Origin of the sequence: Szabonella alba (genome assembly GCF_016765775.1) — a bacterium.
Lineage (GTDB): Bacteria > Pseudomonadota > Alphaproteobacteria > Rhodobacterales > Rhodobacteraceae > Szabonella > Szabonella alba.
In genome coordinates this window covers 82099-102429 of the sequence record NZ_JAESVN010000009.1, presented here as the reverse complement: position 1 = coordinate 102429, position 20331 = coordinate 82099, and the positions used below count along the sequence as shown (strand labels likewise).

The window sequence follows — 20331 nt, the reverse complement described above, 5'->3', positions numbered from 1 at the left end:
ATTTGGCGCAGCCAAAGAGGGGGGCAGCGCCCCCCTGCGCGCTCATGCCGCTGTCATCCCGGCCCGGAAATGCGTCGGACGGGGCCCGTTGATCCCCCGCCGCACCGGACCGCAGCCGATTGCCAAAGGACCGCGCTTGCGTTACCCCGCGCGGGAAACCCGGAGGGCTGGATATGAGCGATCGCAGGAACGGCATCACCTATGCGGATGCGGGCGTGGATATCGACGCAGGCAATGCGCTGGTGGAACGCATCAAGCCCGCCGCGAAACGCACGGCCCGGCCAGGCACGATGTCCGGTCTGGGCGGCTTCGGCGCGCTCTTCGATCTCAAGGCCGCAGGCTATAGCGATCCGGTTCTGGTCGCGGCAACCGACGGGGTGGGCACCAAGCTGCGCATCGCCATCGACACGGGTGAGGTTGATACGATCGGCGTGGATCTGGTCGCGATGTGCGTCAATGATCTGGTCTGCCAAGGGGCAGAACCGCTGTTCTTTCTGGACTATTTCGCGACCGGCAAGCTGAATGTTGACGAGGCCACGCGCATCATCAACGGGATCGCTGCGGGCTGTGAGGCCTCGGGCTGCGCGCTGATCGGCGGTGAGACGGCGGAAATGCCGGGCATGTATCACAAGGGCGATTTCGATCTTGCCGGTTTCGCCGTGGGCGCGATGGAGCGGGGCGCGGATCTGCCGCAGGGCGTGGCGTCGGGCGATGTGCTGCTGGGGCTGGCCTCGAACGGCGTGCATTCCAACGGCTATTCCTTCGTGCGCAAGGTGGTTGAAATCTCGGGTCTCGGCTGGGATGCGCCCTGTCCGTGGGACGGGGGCAACCTTGGTGCGGCGCTGCTCGCACCCACGCGGCTTTATGTGAAACAGGCGCTGGCGGCGGTGCGGGCGGGCGGCGTTCATGCGCTGGCCCATATCACCGGCGGTGGGCTGACCGAAAACCCGCCCCGCGTGCTGCCTGAAGGGCTGGCCTGCCAGATCGACCTTGACGCCTGGGCGCTGCCGCCCGTCTTCCGCTGGCTGGCCGAAACGGCGGGCATGACTGAACCAGAACTGCTCAAGACCTTCAACTGCGGCATCGGCATGATGCTGGTCGTCTCGCCCGACCGGGCCGAGGCGCTGACGGCGCTGCTGCGTGACGCTGGGGAAACGGTTGTGCGCATAGGGCAGGTCGTGCCGGGGGCGGGCGTGATCTACAGCGGCAAGCTGCTGTGAAACGGGTTGCCATCCTGATTTCCGGGGGTGGGTCCAATATGCTGGCGCTGGCGCGGGACATGGCGGGGGATCATCCCTGCCGCCCGGTTCTGGTAGCCTCGAACGACCCGCAGGCGGGGGGGCTGGCCCGGGCGGCAGGGATGGGGATTTCCACGGCGGCGGTCGATCACCGCCCCTTTGGCAAGGATCGCGCGGGCTTTGAGGCGGCATTGCTGGAACCGATCCTGCAGGCCCGACCCGATATCCTGTGCCTTGCGGGCTTCATGCGCATCCTGACGCCGGATTTCGTGCGGCGGTTTCAGGGACGGATGCTGAATATCCACCCCTCGCTTTTGCCGAAATATCCCGGCCTTGACACCCATGCCCGCGCCCTTGCCGCAGGCGATGCCGAGGCGGGATGTTCGGTGCATGAGGTGACGGCGGAACTGGATATGGGCCCCGTGCTGGGGCAGGCGCGGGTGCCGGTTCTGCCGGGGGACGATGCCGCAAGCCTTGCCGCAAGGGTGCTGGTGCAGGAACACCGGCTTTACCCCGCCGTTCTTCGCCGTTTCGCTGCGGGCAATCGCGACCCGCTGCTGCTGCGCTGATCGCGGCTTCGATGCGCCGGTTCGGGCGCGGTTAAGCCTTTGGCAATCCTGCTCTGCCAGAACCGTCAGGGCAGGGGATGTCCCTGTGACTTGCAGCGGGGACAGGGATGGAGGCGATCCGCAGAAAGCTCGTGCCGGGCCAGCAGCAGCCCCGGCCGCAGGGCGGCGCGGCCGGGGGTGCATGGCGACTGGCCTTTGCCCGCGCGGTGCAAGAGGCGATGGGGCTGGAACTTCGCTTTGACAGCCCCCGTCTGGCAGAACTGTCACTGGCCGAATTGCTGGAAACCCTGCCGGAACGCGCCCTGATCGCGATGCTGGAGGGGCCGAAGGGCGGGCTGGGACTGATCGTGCTCGGGCCGGGGCTGATGGCTGGGCTGATCGAGATGCAGACCTTTGGCCGCCTGACGGCAACCGACCCCCTGCCGCGCCGTCCGACCCGCACCGATGCGGCCATGGTGACGGGCGTGCTGGACACGGCCCTTGCGGGGCTTGCCGCCGCCCTTGTGACCGATCCTGACCGGGTCTGGACTGACGGGTTCCGCATCACCTCCCATATCGAGGATCCGCGCCCTTTGGGACTGCTGCTGGAGGATATCGCCTATCGCACCCTTACGGCCGAGGTGGTTCTGGGCAAGGCCGAGAAATCGGGCGCGTTGATCCTGGCCTTGCCTGCCATGGGCTGCGGGCGTCAGCCCGAGATACCGGCAGGGGCCGTGGTCGGGACGGGGGCAGGGGCGGCGGCGCAGGCGTTGTTGTTCCGTGCCGCATTGTCCGCTCAGGTCGAAGAGGCCGAGGTCCGCCTGACAGCGGTGATTGCCCGGTTGCACCTGCCGCTGGACCGTGTGATGGCGCTGCGCCCCGGCGATTCGCTGCCGCTGGGATCGGCGCGAATCGACCGTGTGGATCTGGAAGGCATGGACGGGCTGCGCATTGCCGGGGGCAAGATGGGGCAGTCACGCGGCCAGCGCGCACTGCGTCTGAACCCCGATTCCCGGCCTGCCGCCCGCGAAGTGATGGACAATATTGCACGCGGCGCAGGGCCAGCCTCGCTGGAGGCGGATATGCGCCGTCTGGGCACCGGAACCTGACCGCATGACGAAGGCAGGGTTTGACCCCCATGTTGATCGGGGCGTTGATCGGGCCTTGCGCTACCCCTGCGCGGGCCGGGGCATCGTCGCGCCCAGCGCATATGCAGGCGATGCCCTGACTGCAATCGCCTTGTCTGGTGAGTATCGGGGGCAGGGCGGTGTCGCCGCGGATGGGCTATTTCCGGATCCGGCCAGGAAGGATCCGCGCAGCCTGTGCCTGAGGCGGACCCGGCGCTACCCCGGAGACCTGCGGATCAACCGCGCCGGATGGAGGCGTAAAGCGCAAAATCCTCGGCCATGACCCGCTCCATCAGGGCGATGGTGGCGCCCGAAAGCTCCAGCTCCGCCTCGGGGGAGACGTTCAGCCGGGGCAGGTGGATCGCACATCCCAGCCGGTCCTCAAGGAAATGCACGAAGGCGCCGATATCGGCATAGCGGAACAGGTGATCGACCCCCTTGCCCTTGCGTTCGGCCAGAAACACCGATTGCGAACCGACAGCGGCGAAATCGGGCTGTTCCGCGGCGCAATAGGCCTGCACGAACTGGTCGAAACTCAGGCCCCGGGTGCTTTTGGCCGCATCGGTCACATCCTCACGCTGACGATAGCGATACCAGCTGCCCAGCCAGTCGCGCGGCTCGCGCATCATCGCGCAGACTTCGAAAGGCCGGCCCGAAGCGACCTCAAGATAGGGGCCAAGGAAGCGGTGAAAGCGGCGCACCGAGGTATGTTTCAGAACCGGCGGGCGCTGCACCACCACCGCCGACAGCGATTCGAGTGCCGCCTCGATGGCGGTCGACCCGGTCTTTGGCGTCGCCAGAAAGGCCAGACCTTGCTCCCAGAACACCAACATACCGTCCCGACCTCCGCTTTGCCCCGGTTTTCGTCCTTCGTCGTAAACTATCCCTTAACGTCTTTGGCCAAAAGCTGAGATCGGAAAGTTCCTGGTAAATGTTCTTGTTTTGATCTGAAAAGTGTGAGAACAACACAGGAACGCGAACCGGATTGCCGCCCGTGCGTGGCTGTGGAATAAGGGGACGGAGAATGGCAGTGGGGAACCTTTTCGAATTGAAGGACAAGCGCGAAATGGACAAGTCGAAAGCATTGGAAAGCGCGCTGGCCCAGATTGAGCGGCAGTTCGGCAAGGGCTCGATCATGAAGCTCGGCTCGGAAAACGCGATCATGGATGTCGAGGCGACCTCGACCGGATCGCTGGGTCTCGATATCGCGCTGGGGATCGGCGGGCTGCCCAAGGGCCGCATCATTGAAATCTACGGGCCGGAAAGCTCGGGCAAGACGACGCTGACACTGCATGTCGTGGCCGAGGAACAGAAAAAGGGCGGCGTCTGCGCCTTTGTCGATGCCGAACATGCGCTGGACCCGCAATATGCCAAGAAGCTGGGCGTCAATCTGGATGAGTTGCTGATCAGCCAGCCCGATACCGGCGAACAGGCGCTTGAGATCGTGGATACGCTGGTGCGCTCGGGCGCGGTCAGCCTGATCGTGATCGATTCGGTGGCAGCCCTTGTGCCCAAATCCGAGATCGAGGGCGATATGGGCGATATGCAGATGGGCAGTCAGGCCCGGCTGATGAGCCAGGCCATGCGCAAGCTGACCGCCTCGATCGGACGGTCCAACTGCATGGTGATCTTCATCAACCAGATCCGCATGAAGATCGGTGTGATGTTCGGCAGCCCCGAAACGACGACGGGTGGCAATGCGCTGAAATTCTACGCTTCGGTCCGGCTGGATATCCGCCGCATCGGCGCGATCAAGGAACGTGATGAGGTGACCGGCAACACAACCCGGGTGAAGGTCGTCAAGAACAAGGTGGCCCCGCCCTTCAAGCAGGTGGAATTCGACATCATGTATGGCGAAGGCATCTCCAAGACCGGCGAATTGCTGGATCTGGGCGTCAAGGCCGGTGTGGTCGAGAAATCTGGCTCCTGGTATTCCTACGGGGATGAGCGGATCGGTCAGGGACGTGAGAATGCCAAGAGCTTCCTGAAATCCAATCCGGCGGTCGCCGATGCGATCGAGGAAAAGATCCGTGCTTCGCATGGGCTGGATTTCCATATGTCCGAGGGCAATGACGGCGATCTGGTCGATATGTGACCGCCCAGAGCCCCGTTGCGCCGGAACCGGAGGGCGGGGCTGCCATCGGGAGATGACCAGCGGCAGGGCTGAACGCGCCCGGGACGCACCGGGCGCAGCGGTGCCCCTGTGCAGCAGTAACCGGTCGCAGCAAGGATCGGGCGCAGCAAAGACTGGGCGCCGCAGTGACAGGGTTCTGCTGTGACCGGGCGCAGAGGTGACCGGGCAAAAGAATCAGCGGGCGCAGCAATGCCAAGGGGGGCGGATCATGGCGATCCGCCCCTTTTCGCTGCCTATCCGGCTGGGTGGAAAGGCTTGTGGACAGGGCGGTTGCGCGCCGTTAAACCTCAACCCCCGAAAGCCTGAGCTGTCATCCGCCTGACCTGCCGACCATCCGCCGACCAAGGGGCCCGTCCAATGCCGTCGCTGAACGATATCCGTTCCACCTTCCTGAATTATTTTCAACGCAACGGCCACCGTATCGTGGACAGCAGCCCGCTGGTCCCGCGCAACGATCCGACGCTGATGTTCACCAATTCCGGCATGGTGCAGTTCAAGAACTGCTTTACCGGCGCCGAGACGCGCGACTATTCCCGCGCCACCACCTCGCAGAAATGCGTGCGGGCGGGCGGCAAGCATAATGACCTCGACAATGTCGGCTATACCGCGCGGCACCATACGTTCTTTGAGATGCTGGGCAATTTCAGCTTCGGTGATTATTTCAAATCCGACGCGATCCCCTTCGCATGGGAGCTTCTGACCCGCGATTTCGACATTCCCAAGGACCGGTTGCTGGTCACGGTCTACCATACCGATGACGAGGCGGCGGATATCTGGAAAAAGGTCGCGGGCCTCTCCGATGACCGCATCATCCGCATTGCGACGGATGACAATTTCTGGCGCATGGGGCCGACCGGCCCCTGCGGCCCCTGCACCGAGATCTTCTTTGACCATGGCGACAAGATCTGGGGCGGCCCGCCCGGCAGCGCCGATGAGGATGGTGACCGCTTCATCGAGATCTGGAACCTCGTCTTCATGCAGAATGAACAGTTCGCCGACGGGCGGCTGGAACCGCTGCCGATGCAGTCGATTGATACCGGCATGGGGCTGGAACGGATTGGCGCCCTGCTGCAGGGCAAGCATGACAATTACGACACAGACCTGATGCGCGCGCTGATCGAGGCATCGGCCCATGCCACCAGTCAGGACCCAGACGGGCCGGGCCGCATCCATCACCGGGTGATCGCGGACCACCTGCGCTCGACCTCTTTCCTGATCGCCGACGGGGTGATGCCCTCGAATGAGGGGCGCGGCTATGTGCTGCGCCGGATCATGCGCCGCGCGATGCGCCATGCCCATCAGTTGGGTGCGCAGGATCCGGTGATGCACCGTCTGGTGCCGGCATTGGTGCGCCAGATGGGGTCGGCCTATCCCGAACTGTCCCGCGCGCAGGCGCTGATCGAGGAAACCCTGCGGCTGGAAGAAACCCGCTTTCGCCAGACGCTGGATCGCGGCCTGAAACTGCTGGATGATGAACTGTCGGGCCTGCCCGAAGGGGCGGAACTGCCGGGGGCGGCGGCTTTCAAACTGTATGACACCTATGGTTTCCCGCTGGATCTGACGCAGGACGCGCTGCGCGAAAAGGGCCGCAGCGTCGATACCGACGGCTTCGACGCGGCCATGGCCGAACAGAAGGCCAAGGCGCGCGCCTCATGGGCCGGGTCGGGTGAAACCAGCGATGCCGCGATCTGGTTTGATCTTGCTGAGGCAGAGGGTGCGACAGAATTTCTGGGCTATGACACCGAAACCGCCGAGGGGCAGATCCTTGCGCTGGTGCGCGACGGGGCTGAAATCGCGGCGGCCAAGGCCGGAGAGCCGGTGCAAATCGTCCTTAACCAGACGCCTTTCTATGCCGAATCGGGTGGTCAGCTGGGTGATGCGGGCCTGTTGCGCAGCGGCAGCGCTGTTGTGCGGATTACCGACACGAAGAAAAGTCAGGGCCTGCATATCCATATCGGCGAAGTGGTCGAGGGGGAGATCACCAAGGGGCAGGGCGCGGCGCTGAGCGTTGATCATGACCGCCGTTCAGCCATTCGCGCAAATCATTCCGCCACGCATCTGCTGCATGAGGCGCTGCGCCGCGCGCTTGGCGATCATGTGGCGCAGCGCGGATCGCTGAACGCGCCCGACCGGCTGCGCTTCGACTTTTCGCATTCGCAGGGGCTGTCGGCGGCGGAACTGGTGCAGGTCGAGGCCGAGGTGAATGAATTCATCCGCCAGAACAGCGTGGTCGATACGCGTATCATGACCCCGGATGAGGCCCGCGCCCTGGGCGCGCAGGCGCTGTTCGGCGAGAAATACGGCCATGAGGTGCGCGTGGTGTCCATGGGCATGCTGGATGGGTCCGGCAAGGGCACCGACGGGCAGACCTACAGTCTGGAGCTTTGCGGCGGCACCCATGTCGCGCGGACCGGGCAGATCGGGATCTTCGTGCTGCTGGGCGATTCGGCCTCTTCCGCCGGGGTGCGGCGGATCGAGGCGCTGACCGGTGAGGGCGCGCTGGCCCATGTCAAGGCGCAGACCCGGCAGTTGCAGGAGGTGGCGGCGGTGCTGAAGGTCACGCCTGACGAACTGGCAGGGCGCGCCAAGGCGCTGCTGGATGAACGCCGCAAGCTGGAAAATGAGGTCGCCCAACTGCGCCGTGAACTGGCCATGTCGGGCGGCGGTGCGGCGGGCGTCGAGATCCGTGAGATCGGTGGCGTGAAGCTGATCGCGCAGGTCATGACGGGGGTCGCGGGCAAGGATCTTCCCGGGCTGGTGGATGAGATGAAGGCGCGTGTCGGGTCCGGCGCGGTGCTGCTGATCGCCGATACCGGCGCGAAGCCCGCCGTGGCGGCCGGGGTCACGCCGGATCTGACCGATACGCTGTCGGCGGTGACGCTGGTGCGCGCGGCGGCCGAGGCCATGGGCGGCAAGGGCGGCGGTGGCCGTCCCGACATGGCGCAGGCGGGTGGCGCGGATATTGCGGGCGCCGAGGCTGCCATTGCGGCGGTCGAGGCCATTCTGGGGGGGAAGTGATATGCCGACAGCATTGTGGATCGCCCATGTCGAGGTGACGGATGCCGACGCTTATGGCCAATATGCCGCCCTTGCGGGCCCGGCAATTGCGGCCCATGGCGGGGTGTTCCTGTCGCGCGGCGGGCGCTATGTGCAGCTTGAGGGCCGCGACCGCGCCCGCAATGTCGTGGCGCGCTTCCCTTCGCTCGAGGCGGGCGTGGCATGCTATAACAGCCCGGAATATCAGGCGGCGCTGGCCCATGCCAAGGGCGCGTCCGTCCGCGACCTGATGGTACTGGAAGAACTGGACTAGGGGCGGGCGGGGGGCAAGGCGGTGCAGACCTTTGCCCCATCCCCGAAATCAGAACCGAAACCACAAAGGGCGCCCTGATCGGGGCGCCCTTTTTCCTTGAGCTGCTGCCCCGTCAGCCCCGTCTGCGCCGCCGTCCGCCACCCTCACCGTCACCGCCGCCGGTATTGAAAATCACATCCGGCAGGGTCACCAGCCCGGACAGGACCGGGAAGGGTTCCACCGCATTGGGGATATGGGAGGCATTGACGAAATGCTCCTGAAACCGGGGTTCGATTGCGGTTTCGATCTTGTGGATGCGGCGCACGGTATCCTCGATCTCGGCGCGGCTGCGGCGGTTCAGCAATGCGATCCGCGCGCCGGTTCCGGCAGCATTGCCGGCACTTGTCACCTTGTCCAGCGGCGCGTCGGGGATCATGCCCAGAACCATCGCATGTTTCGGGCTGATATGCGCGCCAAAGGCCCCGGCCAGCACGATCCGGTCAACCTTGTCCACGCCGAACTTGTCCATCAACAGCCGTGCGCCGGAATAAAGTGCTGCCTTGGCCATCTGGATCTCGCGGATATCGCGGTTGGTGACGGTGATTTTCGGCCCGCCCGAGGCACTGGCATCATGCACCAGATAGGACCATGTCCGCCCGTCCTGAAAGATGCGGTCCGATCCGGTCTGATCGGGCGACCCGATCAGGCCCGGCCCGTCCACCAGCCCGGCCATGCGCATTTCGGCCACCATCTCGATGATGCCCGATCCGCAGATGCCGGTGATCCCGCTGGCGGCGGTCGCCTCGGCAAAACCCGGATCGTCGGACCACAGATCACAGCCGATCACGCGGAAGCGCGGCACCTTGGTTGCGGGGTCAATCTCCACCCGCTCGATGGCGCCCGGTGCAGCGCGCTGCCCCGATGAGATTTGCGCGCCTTCAAAGGCGGGCCCGGTGGGGGACGAACAGGCCAGCACCTTTTCGGTATTGCCCAGCAGAATCTCGGCATTGGTGCCGACATCGACGACCAGCAGCAGTTCGGCCGATTTCTCGGGCGCTTCCGACAGGGCCACGGCAGCGGCATCCGCGCCCACATGGCCCGCGATGCAGGGCAGAAGATAGGCCCGCGCCGCCGGATGGACATCCAGCCCCAGATCCCGCGCCCGCAGGCGCAGCGCATTCGATGTCGCCAGCGCGAAGGGCGCCTGACCCAACTCATAGGGGTCGATGCCCAGAAACAGGTGATGCATGACCGGGTTGCAGACGAAAACCGCATCAAGGATCAGATTGCGGTCGATCCCGGCCTCATCCGCCACCTGTCCGAACAGCCGGTTCATGCCGTCGCGCACCGCCGCCGTCATCTCGGCCGCGCCGTTTTCATTCATCATGGAATAGGACACGCGGCTCATCAGATCCTCGCCAAAGCGGATCTGCGGGTTCATCAGCCCCGAAGAGGTCAGCACGTCGCCGGTGCGCAGGTCGCACAGATGGCCCGCGATGGTGGTCGAGCCCAGATCGACCGCCATGCCATAGATGCCGCCCTCATACAGTCCCGGCCAGACATGCAGGATGCGTGGCGTTTCGCTGTCTTCGGACTGGTGCAGGGCGACGGTCACGCGCCATTCGCCCTTGCGCAGCGCGGTCTGCAGAATGGCCAGCACCGGAAAGGCGCAGGTGACGCGCGCGATATCCCATTGATCGCGCAGCGCATCCGACAGGCGTTCCAGATCGCCCGAGGGTTCGTGCATGTCGGGTTCGACCACCTCGATATAATGCAGCCGCACCGCCGGATCGAGCGTGATCTGCCGCGCCTCGGCGCGTTTGCGGATCACCTGTTTATGGACCTGACTTTCGGGCGGCACGTCGATCACGACATCGCCCATGACCTTTGCCTGACACCCAAGACGCCGCCCCTCGATCAGGCCGCGTTTCGATTTGTAACGCTCCTCGACCGCGTTCCAGTCCGACAGCGCATCGGGGGCAACAGTCACGCCATGTTTGGAAAAATCGCCATATCCCGGCGTGATCTGGCATTTCGAACAGATGCCGCGTCCGCCGCAGACACTGTCGAGATCGACGCCAAGCGCGCGGGCAGCCTGCAGAACCGGTGTGCCGACGGCAAAGCGTCCCCGCTTGCCCGAGGGGGTGAAAATGACCAGTGCCTCATCCGACATCACGCGTATCCTGCCTGTCTCGTTACTGCCTGCCCCTTTCTAGGCCGCGCCCGCGCAGGTGCAATGCCTGATAGCGGCATCGGGTGGCCCGCTTTCGCCCCTGTGCGGTGGGGCCTCCTGCGGGGGTGGTTTTTCTGTCCGCAAATATCCCGGGGGAGTCCCGTTTGCGCGCAGCAAACGGGACGGGGGCAGCGCCCCCCTCTCGCGCCGGTCAGACCGGCTGCAGCACGTCAAAGCGGACGGATCTTCAGCCGGGTCAGGCGGTTTTCCTTGCGGCTTACCACCTCAAAGCGGAAGCCGTGGAAGGCAAAGACCTGCCCTTCACTCGGGATCATCTGCGCCTCATGGATCACGAGACCGGCCACGGTATTGGCTTCTTCATCCGGCAGGCCCCAGTCGGTCATCCGGTTCAGGTCGCGGATGGTCATGGCGCCATCGATGTCGAAATCGCCCGCCTCATTCGGGACAATCGACTGATCCTTCTCGACAATGTCGAATTCGTCGCGGATCTCGCCGACGATCTCTTCCAGAATGTCCTCCAGCGTGATGAGCCCGCGCAGCGCACCATATTCATCCACCACCAGCGCGAAATGCGTGCGCCGCTTCAGGAACTGGCGCATCTGTTCGTCCAGCGGTGTGGTTTCCGGCACGAAATAGGGTTTCATCGCGATCTTGAGAATATCCAGATCGGTCAGCGTCGCCACATCGGCGCCGCCTCGGCGGATCAGGCGGTCCACCTCTCGCAGAAGATCCTTGGCATGAACCACGCCCAGAATGTTCTCGTCATCGCCGCGATAGACCGGCAGGCGGGTATGGGGAGAGTTCAGAACCTGCGTCAGGATGTCCGAAGGCGCCTTTTCGGCGTCGATCATCTCGACCTCGCGCCGGTGGCGCATGATTTCTTCAACCGTGCGGTCCGACAGGTCCAGCGCGCCCAGCAGGCGGTCGCGGTCCTCTTTCTCGACCGCGCCCTCGGAATGGCCAAGCGCGATGGCGCCCGCGATTTCCTCACGCAGGGCAAGGAATTTGCTGTTCGGATCCGTGCGCATGCCCAGAAGATACAGCATACCCCGCACCAGCAGGCGCACCACCGCAATCACCGGAGCCCCGACAAAGATCAGCACGCGGATCACCGGAGCAACGCGGGACGCAACCGGTTCGGGAAAGGTGATGGCGATTGTCTTGGGCAGAACCTCACCAAAGACCAGCACCAGCGCGGTCATCACCAGCGTGGCCAGCGCCACCCCGCTGTCGCCGAAGGCACGTGTCAGCAGGGCCGTCGCCAGCGATGCCGCAAGGATATTGACGATATTGTTGCCCAGAAGCAGGGCCCCGATCATCTTTTCACTGTCCTCGGTCACGTTGAGGGCCGATTCGGCCCCGCTCGACCCCCTGTCAGCCATGCCTTTGAGCTTACCCCGCGAGGCGGCGGTCAAAGCGGTTTCCGAGCCTGAGAAAAACGCCGACATGCAGAGCAGGCCGAGAATGCCCGCAGCCGTCAACCAGAAGGCAGTGTCAAATGCAGAAGTGTCCATTAGCGTTCAGTGTCCTTCAAAACCAGAGTGTTCCGAGCCAGCGGATGATGGTCCAGCACCAGCGTGCGCAGATGCTCGTCCAGCACATGGGTGTAGATTTCGGTCGTGGAAAGATCGGCATGACCCAGCAGCATCTGGATCGCGCGCAGATCGGCGCCCCCGGCCAGCAGATGCGTCGCAAAGGCATGGCGCAGTACATGCGGGGTGACGCGGGCCGGGTCGATCCCGGCGGCAAGGGCAAAGCCCTTGACCAGACCATGAAACTGTTGCCGCGTCAGATGACCCGCAGCCCCGCGCCCCGGAAAGGCAAAGCGTGAGGGCCGTGCCGGGGCAGGACGTGCGGCCTCGGCCGCATCGCGATGGCTCAGCCATTCGGCCAAGGCCGCCCGGGACGGGGTGGACAGCGGCACCATGCGTTCCTTGCCGCCCTTGCCGCGCACGAGGATCATCGCGGGATTGCCCCGCAGTGCCGCGACCGGCAGTTCAACCAGTTCGGACACCCGCATACCCGTCGCATAAGCCAGTTCCATCAGACAGATATTGCGGAGCCTTTCGCCCTCATCGCGTCCGCTGTCGCGCGCGGCCTCCAGCAGCGCCTCCATCTCGGCCCGGTCCAGCGTTGCGGGAAGGGTGGCGTCCTTGGCGGGGCCTTTCAGCCGCAGCGCGGGATTGTCGCCACGCCAGCCCTCTTCGAACCCGAAGCGGAACAGTTGCCGGATGGCCGACAGGCGGCGGGCGCGGGTGGATTTCGCCAGCCCCTGCGCCTCGCAATGCAGAAGATAATTCTCGATGCCTTCGCGTCCGATGTCTTTGATGGTCAGCCCGCGGCCTTCCAGCCAATCCCCGAAATCGGTCAGATCGCGGCCATAGGCCAGCAAGGTGTTGCGGGCAGCCCCCAGTTCGGCGGCCTGCGCCTCAAGGAAGGTCGAGATATGTCGGGCGGTGTCGTGCGTCATCCGCGCCGTTCCAGCAGCATCAGTTGCAGCGCCAGACGGCGTGAGACATCCTCCATGCCCACCTGCCGCAGCACCGACAGCCCGTCGGTGACAAAGCGACCCTCACCATGCAGGCCGCGTGCGATGCGGTCCATGGCACGCAAAAGCGCCTCGCCCAGCCGGTTGTCATCCAAGAGCGCCTTGATTTCGGCGGGCGGGGAGGGGCGCTGAAATGCGGGTGCGATCAGACGCGCCATCGAACTGGGCGCGCTGACCCCCTGAAGCGAACCGCGCGCCAGACCGATCAGAAATTTCTCCATCGGATCCGAGGTGACCCGCCGGATTGCCGCCGCCTCATAATCCGGTGAAAGCAGCGCCAGACGGAAGGCCAGCGCATCGGCCTCACCGGTCAGGGGCAGGCGGTTGATGCGTTCGGCAAAAAGAATTGCGAATGGCAGTTCCAGTTCCGCCGAGGCCATCTGCTGCCAGGCGGGGCCGATGGTGCGCGCCACCGCGCCGGGATCGCCCGCGGCCAGTGCCGTCTCGAACCGCTGGAACGCTTCCACCCGGTTCCAGACCCCGCCCGAGGCGGCAGGAAGCCGCGCAGTATAGATACCCAAGAGCACGTTGGGGTCGATCACGCCGGCGCGGGCCAAGCGTTCCGCCGCCTCGATCTGTGCCTTCCAGCCCGCCGTGTCGCGCAGTTCGGCATGGGAAAAGGCCAGCGGCAGGCCTGCGGTGGGCAACCCCTCGCCAATTGATTCGAGCATCCGCCAGGCCAGCGGGGTCACCGGCTGGGGCGGGGTCAGGGGGGGCTCACCCTCATAGAGATCGGGATCAAGGAAGCGCGACAGCAGCGCGTCCTCCTCGGCGGTGACCAGCCCCAGCGCCTGCGCCACGCGCAGCGTCAGTGCGGCCCCGTTCCAGTCGCCCGCGCGGGCCAGGCAGAAGATCCGCGCCGGATAGGTCGGGGCCAGCACGGGATTGTCCTGCAATTCATCGCAGCGCCGGTCCTCGGTCCCGGTCAGCATCGCGACATCAAAGGCGCGGCGGAACATTTCGGGGCTGCGGTCCTGTGCCGCCACGATCAGCGCCTGCGCCTGTTCCAGCGCGCCCATCGCCAACAGCTTGTCGATCCGCGCGCGCAGCAGCAGCCCCGGCGGGGCTGCATCGGCAGGCGGGCGCGCCTCGGCCAGAAGCAGCGTCAGCAGCAGCCCCTGCAGCGCCGGGATCATGTCGACCCGTTCGGTTGCCAGCAGTTCGGCAATCTCGGAACTGCGCCCGATGCCCCACAGATTGCGCGGCAGGCCCGTCACCGATGAGGGCAGGATCCCCGCGCCGTCCGGCGAGGGCCCGTCCAGAGTGGAGACGAACACATCGGCGGGCACCGCGCCGCCCTGACCGGTGACGGCAGGTTCGGCGGGGCGCAGCGGCGCTGGGTTGCTGACCGATTGCGACAGCCAGTCGATGGCCGACATCGGATCCTGCGCGCGCGCGGGATCCGCCGCCAGCCCGGCCAGAAGCGTCAGCAGAAGCCACAAGGCGTCATTGCGCATCCAGAATCACCGGTCGGGTGACGGGTTCCTGTTCGGGGGAAAGATCCGTCAGATAGGCAAAGGCCGAAAGCCCGGCCAGTGCCAGCACCGCCACCACGAAAAGGAATTTCACGATCAGTTTCATCGACTGCGCCTTCTTGCCTCGGTCTTGTTCCGGATCCGGCCCGCAACTGGCGGGGCCGGACTGCCCATGCCGGTTGTCCCCGCCTCGCGGGTTCCGGTCTTCTGGGCATCTTATACAGGGCTTCGGGGCAGAGTTCACGCCCTCTGTCATCAAAGTTTCCGGCATCGGGCGGCTATTCACGGCGGTCTTGGCTGGACAGGCCCCGAAACCGCCCGTTATTGGGGGACAAGATCCCGCGGCCATTGTCGCATGGCGTTGCCTGCAGGCCCCCCCGGGGCCTCAGGGCGGTGCCACGCGGCAGGTCATGGCGGGGCTGCAGCTGGGGGCAGGGCGTCGATGCGATTGCGCAAATCGGTGGTGATGGTGGGCATGATGGGGGCGGGAAAAACCGCCGTCGGCACCGCCCTTGCACGGCTTCTGGACGTGCCCTTCCTCGATTCGGACGAAGAGATCGTGCGCGCCGCAAACCGGTCCATCGCCGAGATTTTCGAACGCGACGGCGAACCTTTCTTCCGGCTGAAAGAAACTCAGGTCGTGGGGCGGTTGCTGGATGGTCCGCCCTGCATTCTGTCGACCGGGGGCGGGGCCTTCATGTCGGCGGCGAACCGTGAGATGATTACCGCCAAGGGGGTTTCCGTGTGGATCCGCGCCGATCTTGACCTGCTCTGGCAGCGGGTGCGTCACAAGACGACGCGGCCCCTGCTGCGCACGCCCAATCCGCGCGAAAGCCTGCGCGCGATCTACGAGGCGCGCGTGCCGGTCTATGCGCTGGCTGATCTTGCGGTGGATGCCGAGGCGGATCTGGCCATCGAGGCCATGGCGCGGCGTGTGCTGGCGGCCCTGACCACGCGCCCCGATGTTCTGGAGAATCATCAATGAGTGGAAAAACCGACATCGTGCGGGTCGAACTGGGCGCGCGCAGCTATGAGGTGCGCATCGGTGCGGGACTGGTCGCGCGCGCCGGGGCCGAGATCGCGCCGCTGCTGCGCCGTCCGCGCGTCGCCGTGGTGACCGAAGAGAACGTCGCCGCCCTGCATCTGGCCCCGCTGCGTGCCGCATTGCAGGCCGAAGGCATCGCCTCCGAGGCGCTGATCCTGCCCCCGGGGGAGGGCACGAAGGGCTGGCCGCAGCTGGAACGCGTGACCGAATGGCTGCTGGACCAGAAGGTTGAGCGCCGCGATGTCGTCATCGCGCTGGGCGGCGGGGTAATCGGTGATCTGGCGGGTTTTGCCGCCGCGATCCTGCGGCGCGGGGTGCGATTCGTGCAGATCCCGACCTCGCTGCTGTCGCAGGTCGACAGTTCGGTGGGCGGCAAGACCGGCATCAACTCCCCCCGCGGCAAGAACCTGATTGGCGCCTTTCACCAGCCCAGCCTTGTTCTGGCCGATATCGGCTTGCTGGCCACGCTGCCGGGGCGCGATTTCCGCGCGGGCTATGGCGAGGTCGTGAAATACGGGCTGCTGGGTGATGCGGACTTCTTCGACTGGCTTGAGGTCAATGCGCCTGCCATGGCCACAGGCGATGCGGACCTGCGCCAATATGCCGTCCGCCGCTCGGTCGAGATGAAGGCGGGGATCGTTGCGAGGGATGAGACCGAGGAGGGCGAGCGCGCGCTGCTGAACCTTGGTCATACCTTCTGCCATGCGCTGGAGGCGGCAACAGGTTATTCCGACCGGCTGTTGCATGGGGAAGGGGTGGCCATCGGCTGCGCGCTGGCCTTTGAACTCAGCCAGCGGCTGGGCCTTTGCAGTCAGGAAGCGCCCAGCCGGGTGCGCGCCCATCTGCGCGCCATGGGAATGAAGGTCGATCTGGCCGATATTCCGGGCGATCTGCCGGGGGCCGAGGCGCTGCTGGCGCTGATGGGGCAGGACAAGAAGGTGGTGGACGGCAAGCTGCGCTTCATCCTTGCGCGCGGCATCGGGGAGGCCTTCGTTGCCGCCGATGTGCCTTCGGATCCCGTGCTTGATGTCCTGCAGGACGCGCTATCGGGACGGCCTCATTGACGGGGCGCTTGACGAGGCGATTGACGGGGCCGGGCGCTGCTGGAATGCTGCGCAGATGACACGGGGCGAGGATATCACCAGCCGTCTGGCCGAAGGGCTGCGCGCCGCGCGCAAGGCGCGGGGCCTCAGCCTTGATGCCGTGGCCGGGCTTTCGGGCGTCAGCCGTTCGATGGTCAGCCAGATCGAGCGGGGCGAATCCAGCCCCACGGTTGCGACGCTGTGGAACCTGACCCGCGCGCTGGGCGTGGATTTCGCGGGGCTGGTGGAACCCGCACCCCGCCCGGTTATCGAGGTGACCCGGGCCACCGAGGCACCGGTGATGACCGGCCATGGCCGGGGCCTGCGCATCCGCATCCTGTCCCCCGCCGAAACGGTGGGCCGGCATGAAGTCTATGATCTGGTTTTTGATCCCGGCGGCGCGCTGGAAAGTGCCGCCCATTCCCCCGGTTGCCGCGAGCATCTGACCGTGATCGAAGGGCGGATCGCGCTGCGCGCAGGCGAGGAGGAACAGCATCTGGGCCCCGGCGATGCGGCGCGCTATGCCGCCGACCGCGATCATGCGATCCTGGCCGAAGGCGGGGCCGCCCGGGCCATTCTGATCGTGCAGGACAGTTGAGTGGATAGGGGGCTTTGCGCCCCGCCGCGATGAAGAACCGGGGGGCTTTGCGCCCCGCCGTGATGAAGAACCGGGGGGCTTTGCGCCCCGCCGTGATGAAGAACCGGGGGGCTTTGCGCCCCGCCGTGATGAAGAACCGGGGGGCTTTGCGCCCCGCCGCGATGAAGAACCGGGGGGCTTTGCGCCCCCCGGGCCCCCCGCAGGATATTTGGAAACAGATGAAGGGGAGGGTTCCGTTTTGCCGGATTCGATTCTTTTATATTGACGAGGTCGACACGGGGCGGGATATATCCTGAAAACAGGAGGTGAGTCTGCTATGGCGGATAAAGGCGAATTTCTGGACCATCTGCGCGAGACCTTGAAGGGGATCGAGGCCGAGGGCCTGCTGAAACGGGAACGGCTGATTACCGGCCCACAAGGCGCGCATGTCGAGATGGAGGGGCAGCGGATGTTGAACCTCTGCGCCAACAACTATCTGGGTCTGGCCGATCATCCGGCGCTGATCGCGGCGGCGCAGGGCGCGCTGGAGGGGCAAGGCTACGGCATGGCCTCGGTCCGGTTCATCTGCGGCACCCAAGACCTGCACCGCGCGCTTGAGGCGCGCATCGCGGAATATCTGGGCATGGAGGATTCGATCCTGTTTGCCGCCTGTTTCGACGCCAATGGCGGGTTGTTCGAACCCTTGCTGGGCCCCGAGGATGCGGTCATCTCGGATGCGCTGAACCATGCCAGCATCATTGACGGTATCCGGCTCTGCAAGGCGCGGCGGTTCCGCTATGCCAATTCCGACATGGCCGAACTTGAGGCGCAACTGATCGCGGCGCGCGAGGGCGGCGCGCGGTTCATCATGATCGCGACCGACGGCGTGTTTTCGATGGACGGGTATCTGGCAAAATTGCTGGAAATCCGCGCGCTGGCGGACCGTTACGGCGCGATGGTCATGGTGGATGACTGCCATGCGACCGGTTTCATGGGGCCAGAGGGGCGCGGAACGCCCGCCCATGCCGGGGTCAGGGCCGATATCCTGACCGGCACGCTGGGCAAGGCGCTGGGCGGCGCGCTGGGTGGCTATATCGCCGGGCCGCAACCGGTGATCGACCTGCTGCGCCAGCGCGCGCGGCCCTATCTGTTTTCAAACGCTCTGCCGCCGGTGGTGGTTGCGGCGGGTCTGGCGGCGCTGGATCTGGTCGAAGGTGCCGATGACCTGCGCGCGCGGCTCTTTGACAATGCGCGCTATTGGCGGGCGGGGCTGGAAGATCTGGGCTTCACCCTGCTGCCCGGCGAACATCCGATCATTCCCGTCATGCTGGGCGAGGCGCGGCTGGCGCAGGACATGGCCGCCGATCTGGGGCGGCGCGGCGTACATGTGGCGGGGTTTTTCTTTCCGGTCGTGCCCAAGGGGCAGGCGCGCATCCGCACGCAGATGAACGCCGCCCTGACACGCGAGGATCTGGATTTCGCGCTGGAGGCCTTTGCGGCATCGGGCAAGGCGACAGGGGTGCTGGCATGACGAATGAAATGAAGGCGCTGGTCAAGGCAAGGCCCGAGCCGGGCCTGTGGATGGAAACCCGTCCTGTGCCCGCAATCGGGCCTGACGATGTGCTGATCCGCATCCGCAAGACCGGGATCTGTGGCACGGATGTGCATATCTGGAACTGGGATGACTGGGCCGCGCGCACCGTGCCGGTGCCGCTGGTGACGGGGCATGAATTCGCCGGTGAGATTGTCGAGATCGGGCGCAATGTCGAAGGGCTGTCCATCGGGCAGCGCTGTTCGGGCGAGGGGCATCTTATCGGCAAACTGTCGCGGCAAAGCCGGGCGGGCAAGTTTCATCTGGACCCCGCAACGCGGGGGATCGGGGTCAATGAACCCGGCGCCTTTGCAGACTATCTGCGTCTGCCCGCCTTCAATGTCGTGCCGCTGCCCGACACGATTGATGATGAGATCGGCGCAATTCTTGATCCCTTGGGCAATGCCGTTCATACCGCGCTGTCCTTCGATCTGGTGGGGGAGGATGTGCTGATCACCGGGGCGGGGCCTATCGGCATCATGGCGGCGGCGGTGGCGCGGCATGTCGGCGCGCGCCATGTGGTAATCACCGATGTGAACCCCGCGCGGCTGGAACTGGCCGGGCAGGTGGCCGATGTGGTGCCGGTGAATGTGGCAACCGATGATATGGCGGCGGTGAAATCGCGCCTCAAGATCGTGCAGGGTTTCGATGTCGGCATGGAAATGTCCGGCAGTCAGGCCGCGCTTGACCAGATGGTCGAGGAACTGGTGATGGGCGGGCGTATTGCGATGCTGGGCATCCCGCCAGGCAAATCGCCGGTCGACTGGAGCCGGATCGTCTTCAAGGCCATCACGATCAAGGGCGTCTATGGGCGCGAGATTTTCGAGACTTGGTACAAGATGATCGCGATGCTGGAAAATGGGCTGGATGTGCGCCGTGTCATCACGCATCGCATGAAGGCCGCAGATTTCGGTGCAGGGTTTGACGCGATGCGGTCGGGCCTGTCGGGCAAGGTCGTGCTGGACTGGGGTTAAGGCGCGTTCGCCGGGGCTGGCCGGTCAGTGCGGCGCCTCAGGGTGCCCGGCCCTGACCGAACTGGATCAGCGCCAGTCCCGCCAGCATCAGCGCGATGCCGCCCGCGCGCGGCAGGGTCATCGCTTTGGGCAGCGCACCGAACAGGCCGAAATGGTCGATCATCGCGGCGGCTATGATCTGGCCCAGAAGCACGAAAAACACCGCATTGCCGATCCCGAAACGCGGGGCGACGGTGGTGATCGAGATGACATAGAAGGCGACCAGAAGCCCGGCCAGAAACAGGTGTTTCGGCTGCAGCGGTGCAAGCCGCAGCGGCCCCGGCCCGCTGGTCAGCACTGTGACGACGGTCGCGGCCAGAAAGGCCACGACAAACAGGATCATCGCCGCCGCCGGAGGGCTGCCGATCCGCCCGCCCAGTTGCGCGTTCATCGCCGCCAGAACCGGAATGCCGATCCCGGCGGCCAGCATCACCAGCGCATAGCGAAGCGTATCTGCGGTCATGGGGGTG

General features: G+C 65.4%; 18 protein-coding genes. 11 read left to right on the top strand and 7 right to left on the bottom strand.

Going from position 1 to position 20331, the window contains the following annotated elements; genetic code table 11:
* Positions 1-173: 173 nt before the first annotated feature.
* The 3 genes from purM (at position 174) to JL811_RS16730 (ending at position 2895) form a co-directional block, all read left to right on the top strand.
* Positions 174-1220: a phosphoribosylformylglycinamidine cyclo-ligase gene (gene purM / locus JL811_RS16740; protein ID WP_202689851.1), complete on the top strand. Its 1047-nt coding sequence runs from the start codon at positions 174-176 to the stop codon at positions 1218-1220.
* Positions 1217-1807, top strand: a complete 591-nt coding sequence (gene purN / locus JL811_RS16735; protein ID WP_202689850.1) for a phosphoribosylglycinamide formyltransferase — start codon at positions 1217-1219, stop codon at positions 1805-1807. The genes purM and purN overlap by 4 nt, the downstream gene beginning before the upstream one ends.
* Before the next feature lie 107 nt (positions 1808-1914).
* A complete protein-coding gene (locus tag JL811_RS16730; RefSeq protein WP_202689849.1) occupies positions 1915-2895 on the top strand; it encodes a FliM/FliN family flagellar motor switch protein in 981 nt (326 codons plus the stop codon).
* 254 nt (positions 2896-3149) lie between these two features.
* On the opposite strand, the gene JL811_RS16725 is transcribed toward JL811_RS16730, so the two are convergent.
* Entirely contained in the window at positions 3150-3746 is a 597-nt protein-coding gene (locus tag JL811_RS16725) for a hypothetical protein (protein WP_202689848.1), read from the bottom strand.
* Positions 3747-3937: 191 nt separating this feature from the next.
* On the opposite strand from JL811_RS16725, the gene recA reads away from it, so the two are divergent.
* The 3 genes from recA (at position 3938) to JL811_RS16710 (ending at position 8357) form a co-directional block, all read left to right on the top strand.
* A complete protein-coding gene (gene recA, locus JL811_RS16720; RefSeq protein WP_202689847.1) occupies positions 3938-5008 on the top strand; it encodes a recombinase RecA in 1071 nt (356 codons plus the stop codon).
* 396 nt (positions 5009-5404) lie between these two features.
* Positions 5405-8065, top strand: a complete 2661-nt coding sequence (gene alaS / locus JL811_RS16715; RefSeq protein WP_202689846.1) for an alanine--tRNA ligase — start codon at positions 5405-5407, stop codon at positions 8063-8065.
* Between the two features lies 1 nt (position 8066).
* A complete protein-coding gene (locus tag JL811_RS16710; protein ID WP_202689845.1) occupies positions 8067-8357 on the top strand; it encodes a DUF1330 domain-containing protein in 291 nt (96 codons plus the stop codon).
* Positions 8358-8469: 112 nt separating this feature from the next.
* Here the strand turns inward: JL811_RS16710 and JL811_RS16705 are convergent, their stop codons facing one another.
* The 5 genes from JL811_RS16705 to JL811_RS20175 form a co-directional block, all read right to left on the bottom strand.
* Complete coding sequence (locus JL811_RS16705) at positions 8470-10509, bottom strand: ASKHA domain-containing protein (RefSeq protein WP_202689844.1); 2040 nt, start codon at positions 10507-10509, stop codon at positions 8470-8472.
* Between the two features lie 230 nt (positions 10510-10739).
* Positions 10740-12044: an HlyC/CorC family transporter gene (locus JL811_RS16700; protein ID WP_202689843.1), complete on the bottom strand. Its 1305-nt coding sequence runs from the start codon at positions 12042-12044 to the stop codon at positions 10740-10742.
* The gene (locus JL811_RS16695) at positions 12044-13000 is read right to left on the bottom strand and encodes a tyrosine recombinase (RefSeq protein WP_202689842.1); all 957 of its coding nucleotides are present in this window, start codon (positions 12998-13000) and stop codon (positions 12044-12046) included. Before JL811_RS16695 ends, JL811_RS16700 begins: the two co-directional genes overlap by 1 nt.
* Positions 12997-14535, bottom strand: a complete 1539-nt coding sequence (locus JL811_RS16690) for a hypothetical protein (RefSeq protein WP_202689841.1) — start codon at positions 14533-14535, stop codon at positions 12997-12999. The genes JL811_RS16695 and JL811_RS16690 overlap by 4 nt, the downstream gene beginning before the upstream one ends.
* On the bottom strand, positions 14525-14659 hold the full coding sequence (locus tag JL811_RS20175; RefSeq protein WP_273542500.1) for a hypothetical protein: 135 nt from the start codon (positions 14657-14659) through the stop codon (positions 14525-14527). The genes JL811_RS16690 and JL811_RS20175 overlap by 11 nt, the downstream gene beginning before the upstream one ends.
* A 336-nt stretch (positions 14660-14995) precedes the next feature.
* Between JL811_RS20175 and JL811_RS16685 the strand changes: the two genes are divergently transcribed.
* The 5 genes from JL811_RS16685 to tdh all read left to right on the top strand — a co-directional run bounded on the left by JL811_RS16685 (position 14996) and on the right by tdh (position 19822).
* Positions 14996-15538 carry a shikimate kinase gene (locus tag JL811_RS16685; protein ID WP_202689840.1) on the top strand — a complete coding sequence of 181 codons (543 nt, stop codon included), beginning with the start codon at positions 14996-14998 and terminating at the stop codon, positions 15536-15538.
* Positions 15535-16662, top strand: coding sequence for a 3-dehydroquinate synthase (gene aroB / locus JL811_RS16680; protein WP_202689839.1), 1128 nt, complete (start codon positions 15535-15537; stop codon positions 16660-16662). Before JL811_RS16685 ends, aroB begins: the two co-directional genes overlap by 4 nt.
* Positions 16625-17278 carry a helix-turn-helix domain-containing protein gene (locus tag JL811_RS16675; protein ID WP_420496788.1) on the top strand — a complete coding sequence of 218 codons (654 nt, stop codon included), beginning with the start codon at positions 16625-16627 and terminating at the stop codon, positions 17276-17278. The genes aroB and JL811_RS16675 overlap by 38 nt, the downstream gene beginning before the upstream one ends.
* Before the next feature lie 316 nt (positions 17279-17594).
* Positions 17595-18788 carry a glycine C-acetyltransferase gene (locus JL811_RS16670; RefSeq protein ID WP_202689838.1) on the top strand — a complete coding sequence of 398 codons (1194 nt, stop codon included), beginning with the start codon at positions 17595-17597 and terminating at the stop codon, positions 18786-18788.
* Between the two features lie 8 nt (positions 18789-18796).
* Positions 18797-19822: an L-threonine 3-dehydrogenase gene (tdh, locus tag JL811_RS16665; protein ID WP_202689855.1), complete on the top strand. Its 1026-nt coding sequence runs from the start codon at positions 18797-18799 to the stop codon at positions 19820-19822.
* A 37-nt stretch (positions 19823-19859) separates the two neighbouring features.
* Here tdh and JL811_RS16660 read toward each other — a convergent pair whose 3' ends face one another.
* On the bottom strand, positions 19860-20324 hold the full coding sequence (locus JL811_RS16660) for a DMT family transporter (RefSeq protein ID WP_202689837.1): 465 nt from the start codon (positions 20322-20324) through the stop codon (positions 19860-19862).
* Between the last annotated feature and the right edge of the window lie 7 nt (positions 20325-20331).